This is a genomic window from Psychrobacter namhaensis (assembly GCF_016107545.1).
GTDB classification, from domain to species: domain Bacteria; phylum Pseudomonadota; class Gammaproteobacteria; order Pseudomonadales; family Moraxellaceae; genus Psychrobacter; species Psychrobacter namhaensis.
Window position 1 is genome coordinate 270,296 of sequence record NZ_JABASS010000001.1, and the last position, 15,574, is coordinate 285,869.

The 15,574-nt window shown below is 43.6% G+C and carries 17 protein-coding genes; 2 read left to right on the forward strand and 15 right to left on the reverse strand.

Going from position 1 to position 15,574, the window contains the following annotated elements:
- Window positions 1–675 precede the first annotated feature (675 nt).
- Together JFC06_RS00995 and JFC06_RS01000 are read left to right on the forward strand one after the other, a co-directional pair.
- Window positions 676–1,929 carry a tyrosine-type recombinase/integrase gene (locus JFC06_RS00995; protein ID WP_227670225.1) on the forward strand — a complete coding sequence of 418 codons (1,254 nt, stop codon included), beginning with the start codon at window positions 676–678 and terminating at the stop codon, window positions 1,927–1,929.
- Between the two features lie 106 nt (window positions 1,930–2,035).
- Window positions 2,036–3,055, forward strand: coding sequence for a GIY-YIG nuclease family protein (locus tag JFC06_RS01000; protein ID WP_198333623.1), 1,020 nt, complete (start codon window positions 2,036–2,038; stop codon window positions 3,053–3,055).
- A gap of 228 nt (window positions 3,056–3,283) precedes the next feature.
- On the opposite strand, the gene JFC06_RS01005 is transcribed toward JFC06_RS01000, so the two are convergent.
- The 15 genes from JFC06_RS01005 to JFC06_RS01075 form a co-directional block, all read right to left on the reverse strand.
- Entirely contained in the window at window positions 3,284–3,973 is a 690-nt protein-coding gene (locus tag JFC06_RS01005; RefSeq protein ID WP_406947934.1) for a hypothetical protein, read from the reverse strand.
- A 9-nt stretch (window positions 3,974–3,982) separates the two neighbouring features.
- Window positions 3,983–4,147 carry a hypothetical protein gene (locus JFC06_RS01010; protein WP_198333624.1) on the reverse strand — a complete coding sequence of 55 codons (165 nt, stop codon included), beginning with the start codon at window positions 4,145–4,147 and terminating at the stop codon, window positions 3,983–3,985.
- Window positions 4,148–4,397: 250 nt separating this feature from the next.
- Entirely contained in the window at window positions 4,398–4,847 is a 450-nt protein-coding gene (locus JFC06_RS01015) for a hypothetical protein (RefSeq protein WP_198333625.1), read from the reverse strand.
- 54 nt (window positions 4,848–4,901) lie between these two features.
- Window positions 4,902–6,992, reverse strand: coding sequence for a hypothetical protein (locus JFC06_RS01020; RefSeq protein ID WP_198333626.1), 2,091 nt, complete (start codon window positions 6,990–6,992; stop codon window positions 4,902–4,904).
- A 54-nt stretch (window positions 6,993–7,046) separates the two neighbouring features.
- Window positions 7,047–9,689: a host specificity factor TipJ family phage tail protein gene (locus JFC06_RS01025; RefSeq protein WP_198333627.1), complete on the reverse strand. Its 2,643-nt coding sequence runs from the start codon at window positions 9,687–9,689 to the stop codon at window positions 7,047–7,049.
- The gene (locus JFC06_RS01030; protein WP_198333628.1) at window positions 9,676–9,999 is read right to left on the reverse strand and encodes a hypothetical protein; all 324 of its coding nucleotides are present in this window, start codon (window positions 9,997–9,999) and stop codon (window positions 9,676–9,678) included. Before JFC06_RS01030 ends, JFC06_RS01025 begins: the two co-directional genes overlap by 14 nt.
- A 62-nt stretch (window positions 10,000–10,061) precedes the next feature.
- On the reverse strand, window positions 10,062–10,253 hold the full coding sequence (locus JFC06_RS01035; protein WP_198333629.1) for a hypothetical protein: 192 nt from the start codon (window positions 10,251–10,253) through the stop codon (window positions 10,062–10,064).
- A 33-nt stretch (window positions 10,254–10,286) separates the two neighbouring features.
- Window positions 10,287–10,784, reverse strand: a complete 498-nt coding sequence (locus JFC06_RS01040; RefSeq protein ID WP_198333630.1) for a DUF1833 family protein — start codon at window positions 10,782–10,784, stop codon at window positions 10,287–10,289.
- The gene (locus JFC06_RS01045) at window positions 10,777–11,265 is read right to left on the reverse strand and encodes a hypothetical protein (protein WP_198333631.1); all 489 of its coding nucleotides are present in this window, start codon (window positions 11,263–11,265) and stop codon (window positions 10,777–10,779) included. Before JFC06_RS01045 ends, JFC06_RS01040 begins: the two co-directional genes overlap by 8 nt.
- Window positions 11,265–13,520 carry a hypothetical protein gene (locus JFC06_RS01050; protein ID WP_198333632.1) on the reverse strand — a complete coding sequence of 752 codons (2,256 nt, stop codon included), beginning with the start codon at window positions 13,518–13,520 and terminating at the stop codon, window positions 11,265–11,267. The genes JFC06_RS01045 and JFC06_RS01050 overlap by 1 nt, the downstream gene beginning before the upstream one ends.
- Window positions 13,521–13,523: 3 nt before the next feature.
- Window positions 13,524–13,823, reverse strand: a complete 300-nt coding sequence (locus JFC06_RS01055; RefSeq protein WP_198333633.1) for a phage tail assembly protein T — start codon at window positions 13,821–13,823, stop codon at window positions 13,524–13,526.
- A 47-nt stretch (window positions 13,824–13,870) separates the two neighbouring features.
- Window positions 13,871–14,212 (reverse strand): hypothetical protein, encoded by a 342-nt coding sequence (locus tag JFC06_RS01060; RefSeq protein ID WP_198333634.1) that lies wholly within the window; start codon window positions 14,210–14,212, stop codon window positions 13,871–13,873.
- A 73-nt stretch (window positions 14,213–14,285) separates the two neighbouring features.
- Window positions 14,286–14,636 (reverse strand): hypothetical protein, encoded by a 351-nt coding sequence (locus tag JFC06_RS01065; RefSeq protein ID WP_198333635.1) that lies wholly within the window; start codon window positions 14,634–14,636, stop codon window positions 14,286–14,288.
- 135 nt (window positions 14,637–14,771) lie between these two features.
- A complete protein-coding gene (locus JFC06_RS01070) occupies window positions 14,772–15,200 on the reverse strand; it encodes a hypothetical protein (protein WP_198333636.1) in 429 nt (142 codons plus the stop codon).
- A gap of 13 nt (window positions 15,201–15,213) precedes the next feature.
- On the reverse strand, window positions 15,214–15,573 hold the full coding sequence (locus JFC06_RS01075; RefSeq protein WP_198333637.1) for a DUF3168 domain-containing protein: 360 nt from the start codon (window positions 15,571–15,573) through the stop codon (window positions 15,214–15,216).
- Window position 15,574 lies beyond the last annotated feature (1 nt).

Here is a 15,574-nt window from a genome sequence, read left to right on the forward strand (position 1 = left end):
ACCATCGTATGCAATGTACCCAGCCATTGTTGGTCATTATTATAAGTATAATAATGATTTATTAGTGGCATTATCAGTATGGCGGCTATTTTTACCGTCATTATAATCTATTTGATGACTGCCCTGTTGTTTGTCTTGATAATTATCAACCGCATGATCGGTTTTACGGATGCCGGTTAATAATGTGGCTGAAACAAATTTTTTATTTTATGCTTAGGCTATTTAACTTTTCACCATCGCCTAGTCAGCGCTGCTCGTATCGTTGTCCCACTCTTTGGTTAATTAAGATGCCAATCATTAGCAGTTTGTACAACACACAATGGTCCCCACTGATTAAAAAATCGTACGTTCAGCCAATCTAAGGTGATTAAACAGACCATGAGGCGTACTCTAAATCCGTCCCACAGTTGGCAAAGAAGAAACAACTGAGTCCCTTATTGCAGAATCAGACAAATTTAGAGCAAAAAAAAGCCCTTTATAATAAAGGACTTAATACAATATACGAGCATTTTTAGTTGTTCACAGAGACAGATGTCAAATTTTAGGCAAAAAAAAGCGACTCCAAAAGTATATCTTTATGTACTTGATTGTCTCACCTTTTCCCTACTAAGTGCCATTGATTTGTAAGGGTTACGGCTTTTTCATCTTTACTTATTGGGACAAATTGATACATACTTGGACAAAACAACTGGCTATCAAAAAGGCTATCAAGTGGCTATCAAGACCGACACCCAAATTAAGAAAATAATCAAGGCTCATGACTCTGGCAATGCGGCGCATCAGATAGAGGGATTCGCTGGACTCGACCTCTATATCAGAGAAAACAAGACTACCACGTTCCGCCATCGCTATACCAGCCCCAATACAGGCAAGCGTCCGTATTATACACTCGGTACTTATCCGTACATGACGCTTGAGCAAGCGCGTGAACGACACAGTGAAAACATGCGATTGCTGAAAAATGGTATTGATCCAAAGCTACACGATGAGAAGTTGAAAGATAGGTCATCAAGCATGCCCACGTTTGCGATTATGGCTGACGAATGGCTACAAGCTCAGGTATCATCAAACCATTTTGAGAAGCGCACTATTGACCAGAAAAGCAAGCATATCAACTATGCCAATGAGCATATCGGTCGCATGAGCATCGACAAGATAACCACGCCTGACGTATTGAGAGCCATCAAAGATATTGAGCAAACGATGATACCAACCGCTAAGCGCGTGCGTGGTGTCTGCCAAAAAGTATTCGCCCTGGCGATTGGTCGTGGTTACATCGACAATAACCCTGCGATAGCCGTGGCTGATTTAATGCTGCCTAAAAATAAGACCGAGCATCATAGCGCCATTATTAATCCTGCTGATTTTGGCCAACTGCTAAACGACATTGATAACGTGATAGGTTTTTATGGACACACCAAAAATATTATAAAGCTGCAATCCCTGCTATTTCAGCGCAATCAAGATATGTGCTCTATGCGCTGGGACGCAATCGACTTTGACGCTAAGACGTGGGCGTTTAACCCATCAAAAACAGGCAACAGGGCTGACATGGTGAGCAACTTAGTCGTGCCGCTACCTACGCAAGCCATTGAGATTTTGAAGCAGATGCACGCAGATACTGGAAAGACTGACTACGTTTTCTATAACGTTAAGCGTAGGTCGAAGCATGAGCACCCACAGCAATTGAATAAATACTTATGGCGCTTGGGGTATAAAGACATTCACACACCGCATGGCTTTCGTGCGTCTGCTCGTACCATGATGGTTGAGCAATTAGGCATACCTGAGCAGTTGATTGAGTTGCAACTAGGCCATAACGTGCGTGATGCGAATGGTCGTGCCTACAATAGAGTGACCCTTATAAAAGAAAGAGCTAACATGATGCAAGTTTACGCCGACTATTTGGATGAGTTAAAGGGCAATTAATACCTTATTAAACAGGTGTTTATGGTATAATTAAAGCTCAAACAAAAACCCCAATTACTATCAATAATTGAGGTTTTCTGATCAAACCAACTGTTCGGAGTTAGTTATGACTGACCGCAATTGTACTATTCAAAACACCCCTAAGCAAGCTAAGACCAGAAAAAAACCAACTGTCAGAAACTTTGATGACTTCATTAAGAGTGCTAGAGTAAAATTTGGCAGTAGGTTTGATTACTCTAAAGTTGATTATGTTAACACGCAAGAAAAAATAGAGATCGTTTGCAAAGAGCATGGCTCATTCTGGCAAGCCCCTTGTGACCATTTAAGAGATAGAACAAAGCATGCTTGCTTAGAGTGCAGCAATAAAAGCTTTTGCTACACTCACACCAAATTTGTTAGTAAAGCTAAAATTAAGCATGATAACTACTACACATACCCCGAATCGCCGCTATCAAAACTACATGATTTTGTTCCTGTTATTTGCCCTAAACATGGTTTGTTTGAGCAAGCTGCCTACAGTCATTTAGCGGGGTTTGGCTGTAGAATATGTGCGGATGAGAGCAATACCAAGACACAAAATGATTTTTTAGAACAGTGCGTTGATGTTCATGGTGAAAAGTACGACTACTCTAAAACTAAGTATGTCAAAGGTATAGACGATATAGATATAATTTGTAAAACTCATGGCGTGTTTTCTCAGAAAGCCGCCATTCACGTTGGTGGGTCTGGGTGTCAAAAGTGCTACCTTGAGACCAATCTATGGACGAGAACATCATTCCAAGTGAAATGTGACAAAAATAACCGTGGACTTGGCTGCTTGTATGTTATTAAGTGCAGCAGTCATAGTGAGGTTTTTTATAAAATCGGAATAACATCAAAAACCACTGGCTTGAGAATGTCTGGCAATCGCGCAATGCCGTATGATTATGAAGTTTTGTATGAGGTGATAGGCCACGGACACTATATCTGGGATTTGGAAAAGAGACTTCACAACCTACTTAGAGATAATAATTACAAGCCGTTAGTATACTTTGGTGGGCGCACTGAGTGCTTCGATAAAATCAATCCCATCAAAAAACTCTTGTGCAGATTATCATCCAGTACGCAAATACAGTTGTTAGCATGATGCAAAAATGGGCTGACTATTTAGACGATTTAAAAGCGGCGAATTCGCCATAATTAGACCAACTTAGACCAACTTAGACGTGTTTAGACCAAATTTTAGACACAAAAAAAGCCCACCAAATTAATGATGGGGCTTGCTCAACAACCGCTATACACCCACTATCATAATGGCTAACACGGTTCGAGGCTTCGAATTTTTATTATAGCAACTATTTGTAGCTAAATATAGCTAGATTATAGCTAAGCTATCCAAAAATTTAGCGGCATAACCTGCTATCAAATCATCTTTATCCGTACCATTGATGATGCGCCTAGCATTGACGAACTCAAAGTATAAGCCATACTTGATATATTTTGACAGCGATTTACCTGTAAAGCTACCCTCTAGCATACCGACAATCATAATGTCTGCTGCGTGTTTTGGATCTAGCGCCAACTCAGGACTGTTGACAAAATCCACGCCCAAACGGTTACGCATAAACACATAGTTTGTGAGCCATGTTAACTGGACGTAACCTCTGCCGTAATAGATAGGCAATGAGCTAGAGTATTGACCGCCATGAACATCAATGCGCTTGCCGTATGGTCTGCCTCCGCCCTTGCCGTACTCCTCAATGGGATGCATGGTTGCTGCTGTCTCATGCCATGCGGTTGCCAGCATGTATGCTACATAAGCAGGTTTGTTTGCTGGGCTGCCATACTCGTTAATAGCAGATAGCAGCGCATTAAAACCATCGACTTGAGATTGATTAAAGCGCCCAAAGTGCGAGCGCAGCTTATCCCAGTCATAACCTATCTTGGATTTGCGAGCAATTATTTTTAACTGCGACCCTGTGCCCCAGTAACCATCAACTACCGCGCCCACACTCTCTTGTAGTCGCTTGTTGGCTGCTATGGTCATTGCATTATAATCTGCCATTACTAGCTCCTATTTACCAAAAAATCGTAACGCAAAATACAGCATGTTGAGTGCTGTCAGCCCGCGCCTGTAGTGTTTCTCTTTAACGTATGGCCTGACAACCTCACTATTTTTAATCGCTGTGTCAGTCGCATGTTTTGCAATATTGATAGCCGCTCGTTTGTCGATTTTCATAAAATTTGCTCCAAAAAAAGCCCCAATCAAGGGGCTATTGCTCACATGTGTTTGTAATTTTTGCCGTAAAGCCCTATCAGCGCGCCAATTATCAAGATGGTCATAGCAATAAGACTATGATCCGACATACCTACAAGCGCGGCAAAGGCAATGATAATCAAACCCCTGTAGACGTGGCTGCAATTTGTGTTAATCAGTCGGTTGGGGATAAAATGCAATAATAGCGTTGCCGAAAAAACGATAACCCATATCATGACTTACCCCCTATCCCTAGTTTGTTTTTAACAATGCTTGGTACAATTTGTATGAGGTGCGGCGATACAAACGCAACGCCGCCCACCCACAGCGGCATGAGTAGATTTAACTGCCCCTCACTATTAAGCACCCATAAAAACGCAGCCAACCCGCCCATCAAGCAGATTAAGAATCTAATCCACGGCCTAATCTCAATATCTCGCAAGTCGTCGGGCGCTCGGTAGACCGTGCCTAATACTGACCCACAAAACCAAAACGCAAAGCAAGCGCCAAGTATCAAGCCGAAACTGTTTGTACGTGCTAGTTGCTCTAAGCTGTTACTGACCATCGGCTCAGTGCTCATTGCGTATGCTGATTGCGCTTGTGATGATCTGATAGCCATGACTAACGGATAACCAAAAGCTACTATGAGCCGCCATACCAGCGACCATAAAATATGCGGCATGACGCCTCCTCAAAAATTTGATAATAAAAAACCCCAGTTAAGGGGTTTTGTTTGCTATACGGTCGCGCCTAGAGCGTCTACCCAAGCAGTACCATTCCAGCTAATTGGTTTGCCAGCAGCCAACAGAGTCGTGTCATAGTACCTATCACCAAGAGCAGGGGCTGTTGGACGCTGGGCTGTAGCGCCTTTGGTTACCTTGCGAACACCTGACAGCTGCATAGTAATGTTAGTGCCATAGCTATTAAGTGATAATGGCAGCCAAAAAGCTGCTGTAACAACCCCATTGTAATCACTGAGATTGATAGTAACGCTTGATAGATTGTTAATTGTAAAGCCCGTAGGGGCATTGATAGTTAAAACAGTAGCAGCACTCGATGCTGCTGCAAAAAACAGCGTCTTGCTATTACGTTGAGTTAACTCCGCGATTTTATTATCATACGACAACGTAATCGAGGCAGTATTAGTAAAGACAACTTTATTGTGACTTTCCGATAATAAATTATACGTTTTGCTAGTAGATTCCAACGTTAGAGTCTCTGTGCCTACACTAATACTACCAGCACGTATAACAGACCAGTCGCGTCTACGCACACCACTCATGCGGTAAGCTGCTAAATTCCATATTTTGTCTTTATTGAGTGCAATGTTTTGCAAAATAGTCAGAGCGTTATAATTGTCTTGCAACCAGCCGTACACTATATCAAACGAGTTAGCTTCAAAATATGCGAGATTGACTATATTACCAATACTAGCTGTAGCACGCTCACCGACATGAAGAGCGCAACCATTATACTCAGTGATTAGATTACCTACATTTGTGCCATACAAAGAAGGCGCGTGTACACCAATACCGCAAACAATTGCTTGCACAGTATCAGCTCGTGTACATGCTGTGTTCGCTGAATTGACTGAGTAAACACCCCCAAATATATAATCTACTCGTCCTGTTGTGACCCCAGTAGGTAAATTAGGATAAATGGTTAAAGTTTTAGCGGTATAGTCGTAATCTGTGATTGCATACGGCTCACCACCGATTTTAACTAGCTGACCAGCAATACTATGCAGCTCAGGCGTATAAATCATGTCTGGTATTGTTAAGATTGAGCGTTGCTCTAAACTACCACCTACTGTAGTAGTACTAGTAAATGTATCATTAATACCTTGTAAATACGGATATGTATCATGTACTCTAGCAGACCCACAGTTACTACCCCGTGCTTGCTTAACACAGCTAAAATGGCAGTTAGCGCCAAACACATACAACATACCTAAAAGATGACTTCCCACTACTAGATTAAATTCACAGTTGGACGCATTGCCTGTTAGTTCTGTACCTTGTGCATTGTATGCACCAAAAATAATCCCATGCACAATCTTACGAGAGCGCATGTCAGGAAATGCGCTGTTGCCCTGTACATTAAATGTACCTGTACAAACGACTTGGTTAGTCGCAATGTGTAAGCAGTACGATAACTTGTTTGTGTTGGTCATCAAGGGGGCACAGACTAAACTACCGCTAATCAGCAGGGTCTTAGCTTCACGGTAGGAAACAAGCGGTTGATCTAAAAGTATCTCACAAGACCAGTCTGCGCCATCCACACGATTTGCAATCAAGTACAGTAGAAAAGCATCGAGTGCGACTCTATCAGCTAACTCATCTAGTGACACTGCATTAGGATACTGCTCCTTTGCACCATCTAGTGTGGTAAATCTATCACTAAGTTTATCTATATTTAAATTGCCAACAACTCCAAAATCATAAGGAGTTAGTCTGTCAGCGTTCTTTTCTCTTTGATTTCTTGCGACCTGCCCAATTCCGTTTGCTGTAGCCGTAACAAACGTATCAGCTAAAACACCGCCTTCAACTGCTGTGTTGTTGATAGCGTCTTGCACCGTTGTCTCGATATATGCAACCTTGCCATCAGCCTCCGCTACAGAGCTATTCAGGCTCGATAATGCCACAGAAACAGACGAGCTAAAGTCACCGTTAAGACTATTAAATCTATTTATATAAAACTGCAATGTGTCAATGGTTGGCGCTAATCGTCTTGCAACTTTAAAACCCGATGGCTTAAAAACAAAATCAGATAGCGATTGAGCATCAACCCTTGCGTCAGCCATCGTTTGCACAAATTCATTAGCCATTTTTTAAGCTCCAAAAAAAAAGCCCTCGTATTGAGGGCGTATGTTTAAATTAGTTTAGGCTATCAAGCCGTTAGTAAAGTCACTGTCATTTTGATAATAGCGGTCATCGTAGTTTGTGCATAACAGTTTGTTTGTCATGCCGTCACTCGGGTCTTTTTGAGCCACTAGATAAGCATCACGGTTGCCATCGGTTTCAGATACGATTTGATAAACAGCTTGTACTGCTTTATCCGTACCGCTTATCTCACCGCTTGGCAATCTTGCGAGCTTTACGCTGTAATCGTCACGCGCTGTCACTGCGATGGATTCCACGCCGTTATTGATGGTTTGTATAAACAGCGTATGTGCCACTGAGTCGTCGATACTCACTGGGTCTGTCGTATGCAATACAATATCTCCGCCGATGGTTTCAATGCTGTCAACGCTGCCTTGCTGTACGTCTGCACGCAATTGGTCAGCTACGGTAATGCGATTAGTGCGCACCACGATATTACTTTCATCACCTGCAACAAACTCACAAGATTTATAAGCATGACGGTCTTTGTTATACATTCGCATCATGTGTGTATGCGCTTGCACCTCGTTACGCACACCGATCAGCTTATCCTCATGCGGATTAACAATGGCATCATTTGGATAGCTCATGGTAATCACCGCGTCATCAACGGGGTCAGTATATTCGACTTTAACGCCGTCATAATCATTGGCAATGCCTAACGACTGTGGCGCTGTGAAAGTATCGGGCAATATATTGTGACTGTTAAATACAGCCACCGATGCCGGTACTTTACGCTCAAAGTCCAGCATGATTTTATTACCCTGCCTTTTGGCCTGACTAAATACCGCTTTAGCGACTATCTGCATAGTTTCCTCTGCTGATAGATTATTATCATCAAACGTACCGCAAAACTCGCTACACTTGCTTGTACCAAAATAAGCTATCTGCGCGTCTATCTCCGTTTTTATCTGTGCGATATCGACCTGCGTTAATTGCAAGTTGCCAATTTTTGGATCAGTCATGACGTGCCTGATAATGTCGTCAGCACGGTTAGAGAGCTTAGGCAGGCCGCTTGTAGCGTCAGTCACGTAGCGTTGCACTAGCAGCCGTAACTTACGCTCTTTGAGTGATAGTGCCCCCTCGGTTGCCCTTGTCTTTGTGTAAACCGTGGTTACGCCTTTTGGCATGTCAGCAGCAGTCATTACTCGGTAGCTGTAAAAATCTGCAATTTTGACTTCCTGAACCACTGATCCCTCATCTTTATAGAGCTTAGGCGTCTTGCGAGACACTCTCACCCTCATGCGCGAGCCTTTAACGTAATTAGGGTTTTCAATCCTAATGGTGTTGGCTGCTGTTTGTCTGCGCTCATCCTCGGTTGTTGGACTTGGGTTGGGTGCTTTATCTAATGCGTAAACATCACCTAGTTGCGAGTGATAAGTGCCGGCTATCGCGTTGTCGTTGCTGTCAACCAACTCTGACTCAATATTAACCTCAACTCTGCGACCGTAAACGTTGCCGCTACTGCTGGTCACATAAAGGCCACTTGGGGCAATAATATTAACCATAGCGCCATCATGAGTCCTGTCCTCTGTGTAGTACCAGCCTTGCCACAACGGACTACTCTCAGCAGACAGGACGATGGTTTTAACGTTGGTCGTGTCATTGTGCAATGCTAAGTCATCCCAAGATTGCACTTGAGTGCCTGACAACACGATTTTTACTTGTGTGCTAGTGACCTCTGCCACCTCGTAACTGCCGTCAAAATTATAGATAACTGGCGTTTCGATTGGATTTTCAGGATCGGTATTGTCAACATTTACCGCGCCAGTTGATGATGTTAAGCCGTTAGCGTTTTCTATTAATATGATCTCACCCACTTTAGCGACCGAGCGCATATCAAACTCGCCTACCGACTCGATGATGTTTGGCGATTTAAAAACCACCTCCGCTCTATGATAACTGTTAGGGTACGGCAGGGTTTGACCGTTTACCGATGTATATCGCTTGGCCGCTAATCGAGCAAAACTTGCCTCGCTTGGCGTAAATTGCTCACCAAAAATATTAGATGGCGCATCGTTGAGATTGGTATCAGGGTCATAAACAAGTACGCCTGAGCCAGCAACGTGTCTGATTGGCGTTGTATCATCGTAAGCGTCTTTAGTGTCGTACCTGCCACGCCCTACACACATATAACTATACTCAATCTCTTTTGAGTCGATGTAAACGCTATAAGTGGGCGCAATCAGGTCAGGCACAGACCAAACGGTGCCAAAAATATCAGGGACACGACCACCCAAACGCTGCTTGTTGGTACGTGCTGCTAGCGCGTTGTTAGGGCTTGGCGGTTGGTTTTGACTACCCATGTCTGGCACTGGCATTAAAAACGCCACAGCGACCGATGCTAATACCGATATGCCAATAATAGCCCATGATATAGGGTCTAAGCCCATCGGCTTAACCACCGCGTAAATACGACCATGCAAGCGCATTACTTTATCAACGTCTTGCGGCGTTTTCGGTGTGACTTCATCAAGCAAGTTGCCGTGATAAAGGCGCACACTTTCGGATAAGCCGTTACCACCAAACGCTTGCTTTAATAGCTTTTCAACATCATAACCTGTGTAGGTTTCAATGTTATTTTGCGGATTAAAAATATCACGTATTACTACTAACTCAATCGAGCGTCTAAACAGGTTCATAATACGCTACCCTCTCAAATCCTTGCATTACAATATTAAGTGATTGCCAGACCACGCCGTGAGGCTCTAAGTGCAACACACGCCCATCTAACCATAAGCCCACATGAGCCTTGCCTTTATCTCTAAATAGGATAATGGTGTGCTGTTTTGGCTCGGTAACGGGCACAAACTGGCGTAAATTACTGGCACAAAAAAAGCCGCTCGTAAGCAGCTTGTTTGATATATCTTTGCCCGTATAGTGCCTGTAAGCATCTATTAAAAAATGCTCACAGCAGTATTTGTCAGCATCGTATTTGATAGCGTCCCACATGACTTGGCCTTATTTTTGACAATAAAAAAACCCTCGCTAGGAGGGTTGTTGTATTTAGTAGTTTATAGCTGAGATTTTATGTCATCATAACGCATACTTGTTTCAAACTGCACAAGCTCACCGCTTTCATTAATAGTGTTTATCATCACCTTGCTGCCACTTTTGACGCACATATCATAAATGCTAATAATGTTATTCGTGTTAAGCAATAGGCGCTGCCCATTATCCTTAATTATCTCGATAAACTTAGTCATAAATCACTCCTTTTATTTAGCCTAATTATACCACTAAACAAAACCTCGCAGCGTTGGATAATCATCAAGATTGTACGTTTCACCAGTTTTGGTGAGGTTCATTTGCTTAGCACGGCAAACAAATACAGCGCCCTCACGCTTTGGCTCATAGTCAGTGACCTCTAAGCCTAAAATGGTTAGCTGTGGCTTTGATAAGTCGCTAAGGTTATATTCACGGTAATTCAAGGTTGGCCTGATATGCGAGTATTGACTGGCTCTAGCAGCGTCCAGCTCTTTTGGAAATGTTTCGCCTAAATCACCAACACCGATAGTTATTTCCTGATCCAAATCATCGCTATTCGTGCCTTTTTGGATTGTCAGCGGTACATACTCATAAGCGTAAGCAAAACCACCCTCGTGCGTCACTGTAACGCCGTCAGCATGGTTTTGTACGATACGATATACCTTTGACCATGCAGGGTGTGAAATCTCCACACACTGCAATCTGACGTCATCAGGATTGCCGCTAAGCCAGTAATTATAATCAGGCATTTAAACTCCCTAGCGCGTCCGGTAAATCTTCATTGACCAGTTTTTCAAGATGATTAAAGAAAGCATCTATTTGTCCGTCGGTCATCTCGTAGATTGCAATTAACGATTCATCCGCTTCTGTATTGACAGATTTTGACTTAACAACCATACTCAAGCTGACGGTAAATATCTGATCTCCTAATGCGCTAACATCAATCCTATCGCTAACTATGCGACACTCGTACCATTGATGGTTAATATCATCCAAGAGCAAGTAAGCTAAAAACGGTTTTGCCTCATAGACTCGCAAAAACGCCATAAGATACTGATATTGTGAACGTCTGCACTTATATGTTGCTTGTAGCTGGTGGATTGCGCCCACTTGTGAGCGCCGCTGTCTTGGCATACCCGCGGTATATTGAGTTGTTATGCTTGAGCGCCCCAAGCTAAAAGCGTAACCATTTCTATGCGGTTTTAGCATCATCTTTGGTAATTCAGTCATTATCCTAGATTCCTCCGCATGTTGTAGTTAGCGTTTAACCCTCGGTGCAAGTCGCTTCGGTTGTTGAAAGCCTGGCGCTTTACTTCCTCGCCTACTATCAATCGAATACGTCCATCGGGGTCACGCTCTTGTCTTACTGTGGCGTCTGTGTGATTTTCAATAGTCATGTTAATTACTGGATTACTGTCTTTTTGATAAGTGCCATCATTCATAGCCTCAAGCTCTGATCGGTATTTACTTGTAGCCGCAGCATGAGCAACAAACTCTTTACCATGTACTGGGCCAACCGGCATATTGGTCGGATAGTTGCCAGTGTAACCGCCATCCATAAAACCTTTGGGGTTCAGCGCTTGGATAGCAGCAGGAATGATACCTGTCTGCAATGTAGTGGTAGCGACCGCCGGAATATTGGCAGGGAATGGCGCAGATGACCACGCTTTAGCGATTGCTGTAAAACTTGCAGACTGAGCTTGCACAAAATCATAAGCCTTTTGCACTGCAAACATCGCCTTGTAGCCCTTGCTTGTTTCACCTAACGCCATGCCAAACATAGCAGTCACAGCGCCTACGGTTTGCGCTTGTTTCTGCATCTCAAGCTCTTGTACGCTTTGGTTAAAACCCTCTGTTAAGCTGACACGCGCATTTTCAGCTTGTACCTTCTTATCAGTGTGCATCTGCTCATAGCGATCCACGATAGCCATTTTATTTTCATAAGCCAGACGCAGTTTTTCTACTTCTGTTTGTGGCCCGTTTACGTCTAGGTTATTAAAATCGCTTGCTGCGCCCGCTTGGTCGCTTTGGAATTGATTAGCCCTGTCTGAGATTGACGCATTAATGGCGGCTCTAGCGCGCTCCTCTTTTTTCATGTTCTCAATTTTTAGCAAGTCAGCTCTATATCGCGCTCTAAGCTCTGGCGCAACATTGTCATACTTTCCTACTAGCACATCATAGTCAAACGCCGCTACCGCGCTGTCATTGCCGAACAAGGCTATCTCTTTGCGCGTGCTTTCAATACCACTCAATAGCGATTTTGCAACATCGACAGCCGCTTTGTAGGCATCGCTTTTCTTGTCTTTAACGCCTACAACCAAGCCTTCGCCAATATCATTACCTAGCGAGCGCATTAAACGCGATGGCGAGCGCACGACAAAGAAGTTTTTGACGCCTTGATACATATTGCTAGCGGTATCTTTGACCGCATTTACCGCAGCCGCCGCCCTATCTTTAATGCCATTGATTAAGCCGTTTATGATGTCACGGCCAATACTTGCCATTGCGCTTGGCAAATTGACAAAAGCGTTTTTAATGCCTGTTGCTGTGTCCGATATTTTTTGCTTTGCTGTTTGGAAGCCAATGACTAGCTTCGCAATGCCCTCACCTAAAAACACCCCTGCGTTATAAACCGCAGTGAACGCTATTTTAACAACTGGAGCCATAACCTTGACAACGGACACAATGCCGTTAATAAAAGATTTTATCTCGTCTTGGTTAGCCTTAAACCATTCAGCGGCTTGTATTAGTGCAGGTAATACCGCTTCATATATCTGCACCTTCACGCCTTGAAATGATGTTTTGAGACTGGCTAAGTCCTGATTGAGCTTTCTGGTTGAATCAAGCGTGCTTTGGCTCATAATGCCGCCCGCTTTTTGCGCTTGATCGCCCAGCTCTTTGAAGCCTTGCCCGTTGTTAGCCAGTAGCGGTTGAAGTGCGGTAGAGTCTGATGCGATAGACTCCATGTAAAAAACCATATCAGCTTGTGATAGATTGGCTTTTTCCAACGAGCTGTAAAATAATTGCAACGACTCGGGGCCGCTTAGGTTTTTAAAACTCTTAGCGGTTACGCCTACCTTTGGCGCGATGTTTTCAAAAAAGTCAGCTAGTGGACCGCCCCCTGTTTGCACAAAGTCACCAACACGGTCATTCATGTCTTTGTAAATATCGCTTAGTTTGTCTGCCTCAATGCCGTACCTTGCTGCACCTGCTGCCAACTTTTGAAACTCAACGGCAGTGGTATTCGATAATTGAGCAAAACGCTCAAACTCGGCTGCTGCTGCCATCTGCTCTTTGGCTATACCGCCAATAGCGGCGGCTGCCACACCTGCACCGGCTGCAATACCAACAGCAGCAACTTTCATCGCTTGCTTAGCGCCAACACCAAAACGACCCAAGCGTGATTGCGCGTTATCCATATCACGCCTAAAGGCTGCGGTATCAGCGTGTAGCAATATGCTCAGTCTTGATAATACACTTGCCATGATCTAAGCTCCTTTGATTTTTACGCGCTGTATATCCGCTTGCAGTTTTGCGGTTTGTCGCTCTAGTTTTTGCTTTTGCTTTTCGCGCTCGGCTTTTTCTTTCAGCTCTGCACTCATAGGCTCAGGGTCAACAACCAAAAAGTCGTTGATGCTGTGCTTCGCCTTATCACCGTACGCAAGATAAGCCATAAACGCTGTCTGCAAGTCTTGCCTGTAACCGCCGATAGGGTCTATTTGGTCATAAGCTCGCCACTCGTTAAGCTCACGATATGACATTGATTTTTCTAGCTGAGCTACTGTCATGCCAAGATGCCCAGATAGCTTGAATAAAAATTGCCGTCTTGGTCGGCTTAAGAGTTTTTTAGCGAGTCATCAACTGCGTCAAAACCTGCCACGCCATTGAGCTTGTTTGACTCATTAAAAACTTTGGTTAATAGCGTAAATTTATAACCGTTCACTTCTTCCAAATCGTCGTCGGTATAAAGCAAGTTGCCGTCTTTATCACATACTGACTTAATAAAAATAGTGGCTCGTACACGGTTGCCGATGGTGTCATCTGTAAGCTGCTCTTCAAAGCTCTCGCGATCACCCGCTGACACTTCGCGGATATAAAACTCTTTAAAGCCTTCGACATTGATTTTTTTAACCTTTAAGTCTTTGCCGTATGCGGCTATTTGCTCTCTTAGATTCATCTTGTCATCTCACTGTCAAATTTTAGATAAAAAAATACCCGCTTATTATGCGGGCATCTTGTTTGGCTTGGGTTTATGCTATGGCGTAGTCTATCATCTCGTCATTATCATCAAAGACGCACACCCCTCTATCTGTTACCTCTGCGCCAAAACTATTGGTCGCTTGAAAATTAAATACTATAACTTGTTGGCCGCTGCTAGTGTCATACTTGGCAGTCGTTGCATCGGCGTTAAAAGACTTCGGGCTTTTTAGTAGCGTCTGCACACTGCCTGCACAAGCATGGTATAAATCCATCTGTCTATCTTGTTCGATTTGCTCAGCGCTCACAGTTTTAGGTTTGTCATCTTCCGAGCTTGTGCCAAAAATAAATAGGACGGCTATTACCGCAATAATTATCAAAATTCTTTTTTTGCTAAGTTTCATGGTATTACTCCGCTTTAGTAATCGCTAATAGAGGCGCTGACAAGTGGGTAGCGTGCCCACGGTTCGGCCTGCATTGCCTAGTCAGCAAAACCACTATAGCTCTAAGCGGTGCAATACTCAACACTTATTCACTTGCTAAACCGCGACAACCGTAGTCGGCACACTGGTGATTGTAATCGTGCCATTCATGCGCGTTTTTTGTCGCGGGTCGTCAGTTGCAGGGGTTAAGTTGCTCAAGAAACCTTTAAACTCACGACTCAACGTAGGCGCATTAACAAACACAAATCGCCAATCAAGCTCGGTGTTAGCATCAAACGATGTTTGTAGTAATTGATGCTGCGTGCTATCAGGGTCGTACACGTATGTAAATTCGATAGTTGAGCTTTCTTTAAAGTCAATTACCGCGTTAATAGTAATTCGGTCATCGGTTGAAGTAACATCATCAAGCATTTTTTCCTGATCGGGAAACCCCGCTTCTGTCAAATGCTCAATCTTATCGTATGCCGTGGCATCGCTCGATACGTGCAACTGATAATAGTTATCTACTAGGTTTTCTACTGCCATGATGTTTTCGCTCCTAAAGCGTTGGTGTGGTGGTCTGCCAAAATTCGTAGTCTATGGACTGTCTAAATAGCTTAGTATCGTTTTCGTATAGTTGCTGCGACCCTGAGTGAATGGATAGGTCAATGCCGTTGCTCAATGCTTGCGTCACCTCGTTAGACAACGAAACGGTCTTGTCATAGCTTGTATCGTAAATATCTATTTGCACACGCAGCCATTGGTGATGGGTTGTGCCGTCTAGTGTGTTTTGTGGTTGTGCGCTCACAACTTGCCATACAATGTAAGGCGTGGTCGTATTTTTAGGCGCTATCATTGGATAAATGCGCTTATCAACTAAAGACCCTAGCAAGCGGTGTATGGTTTGATTTGCTAGCATT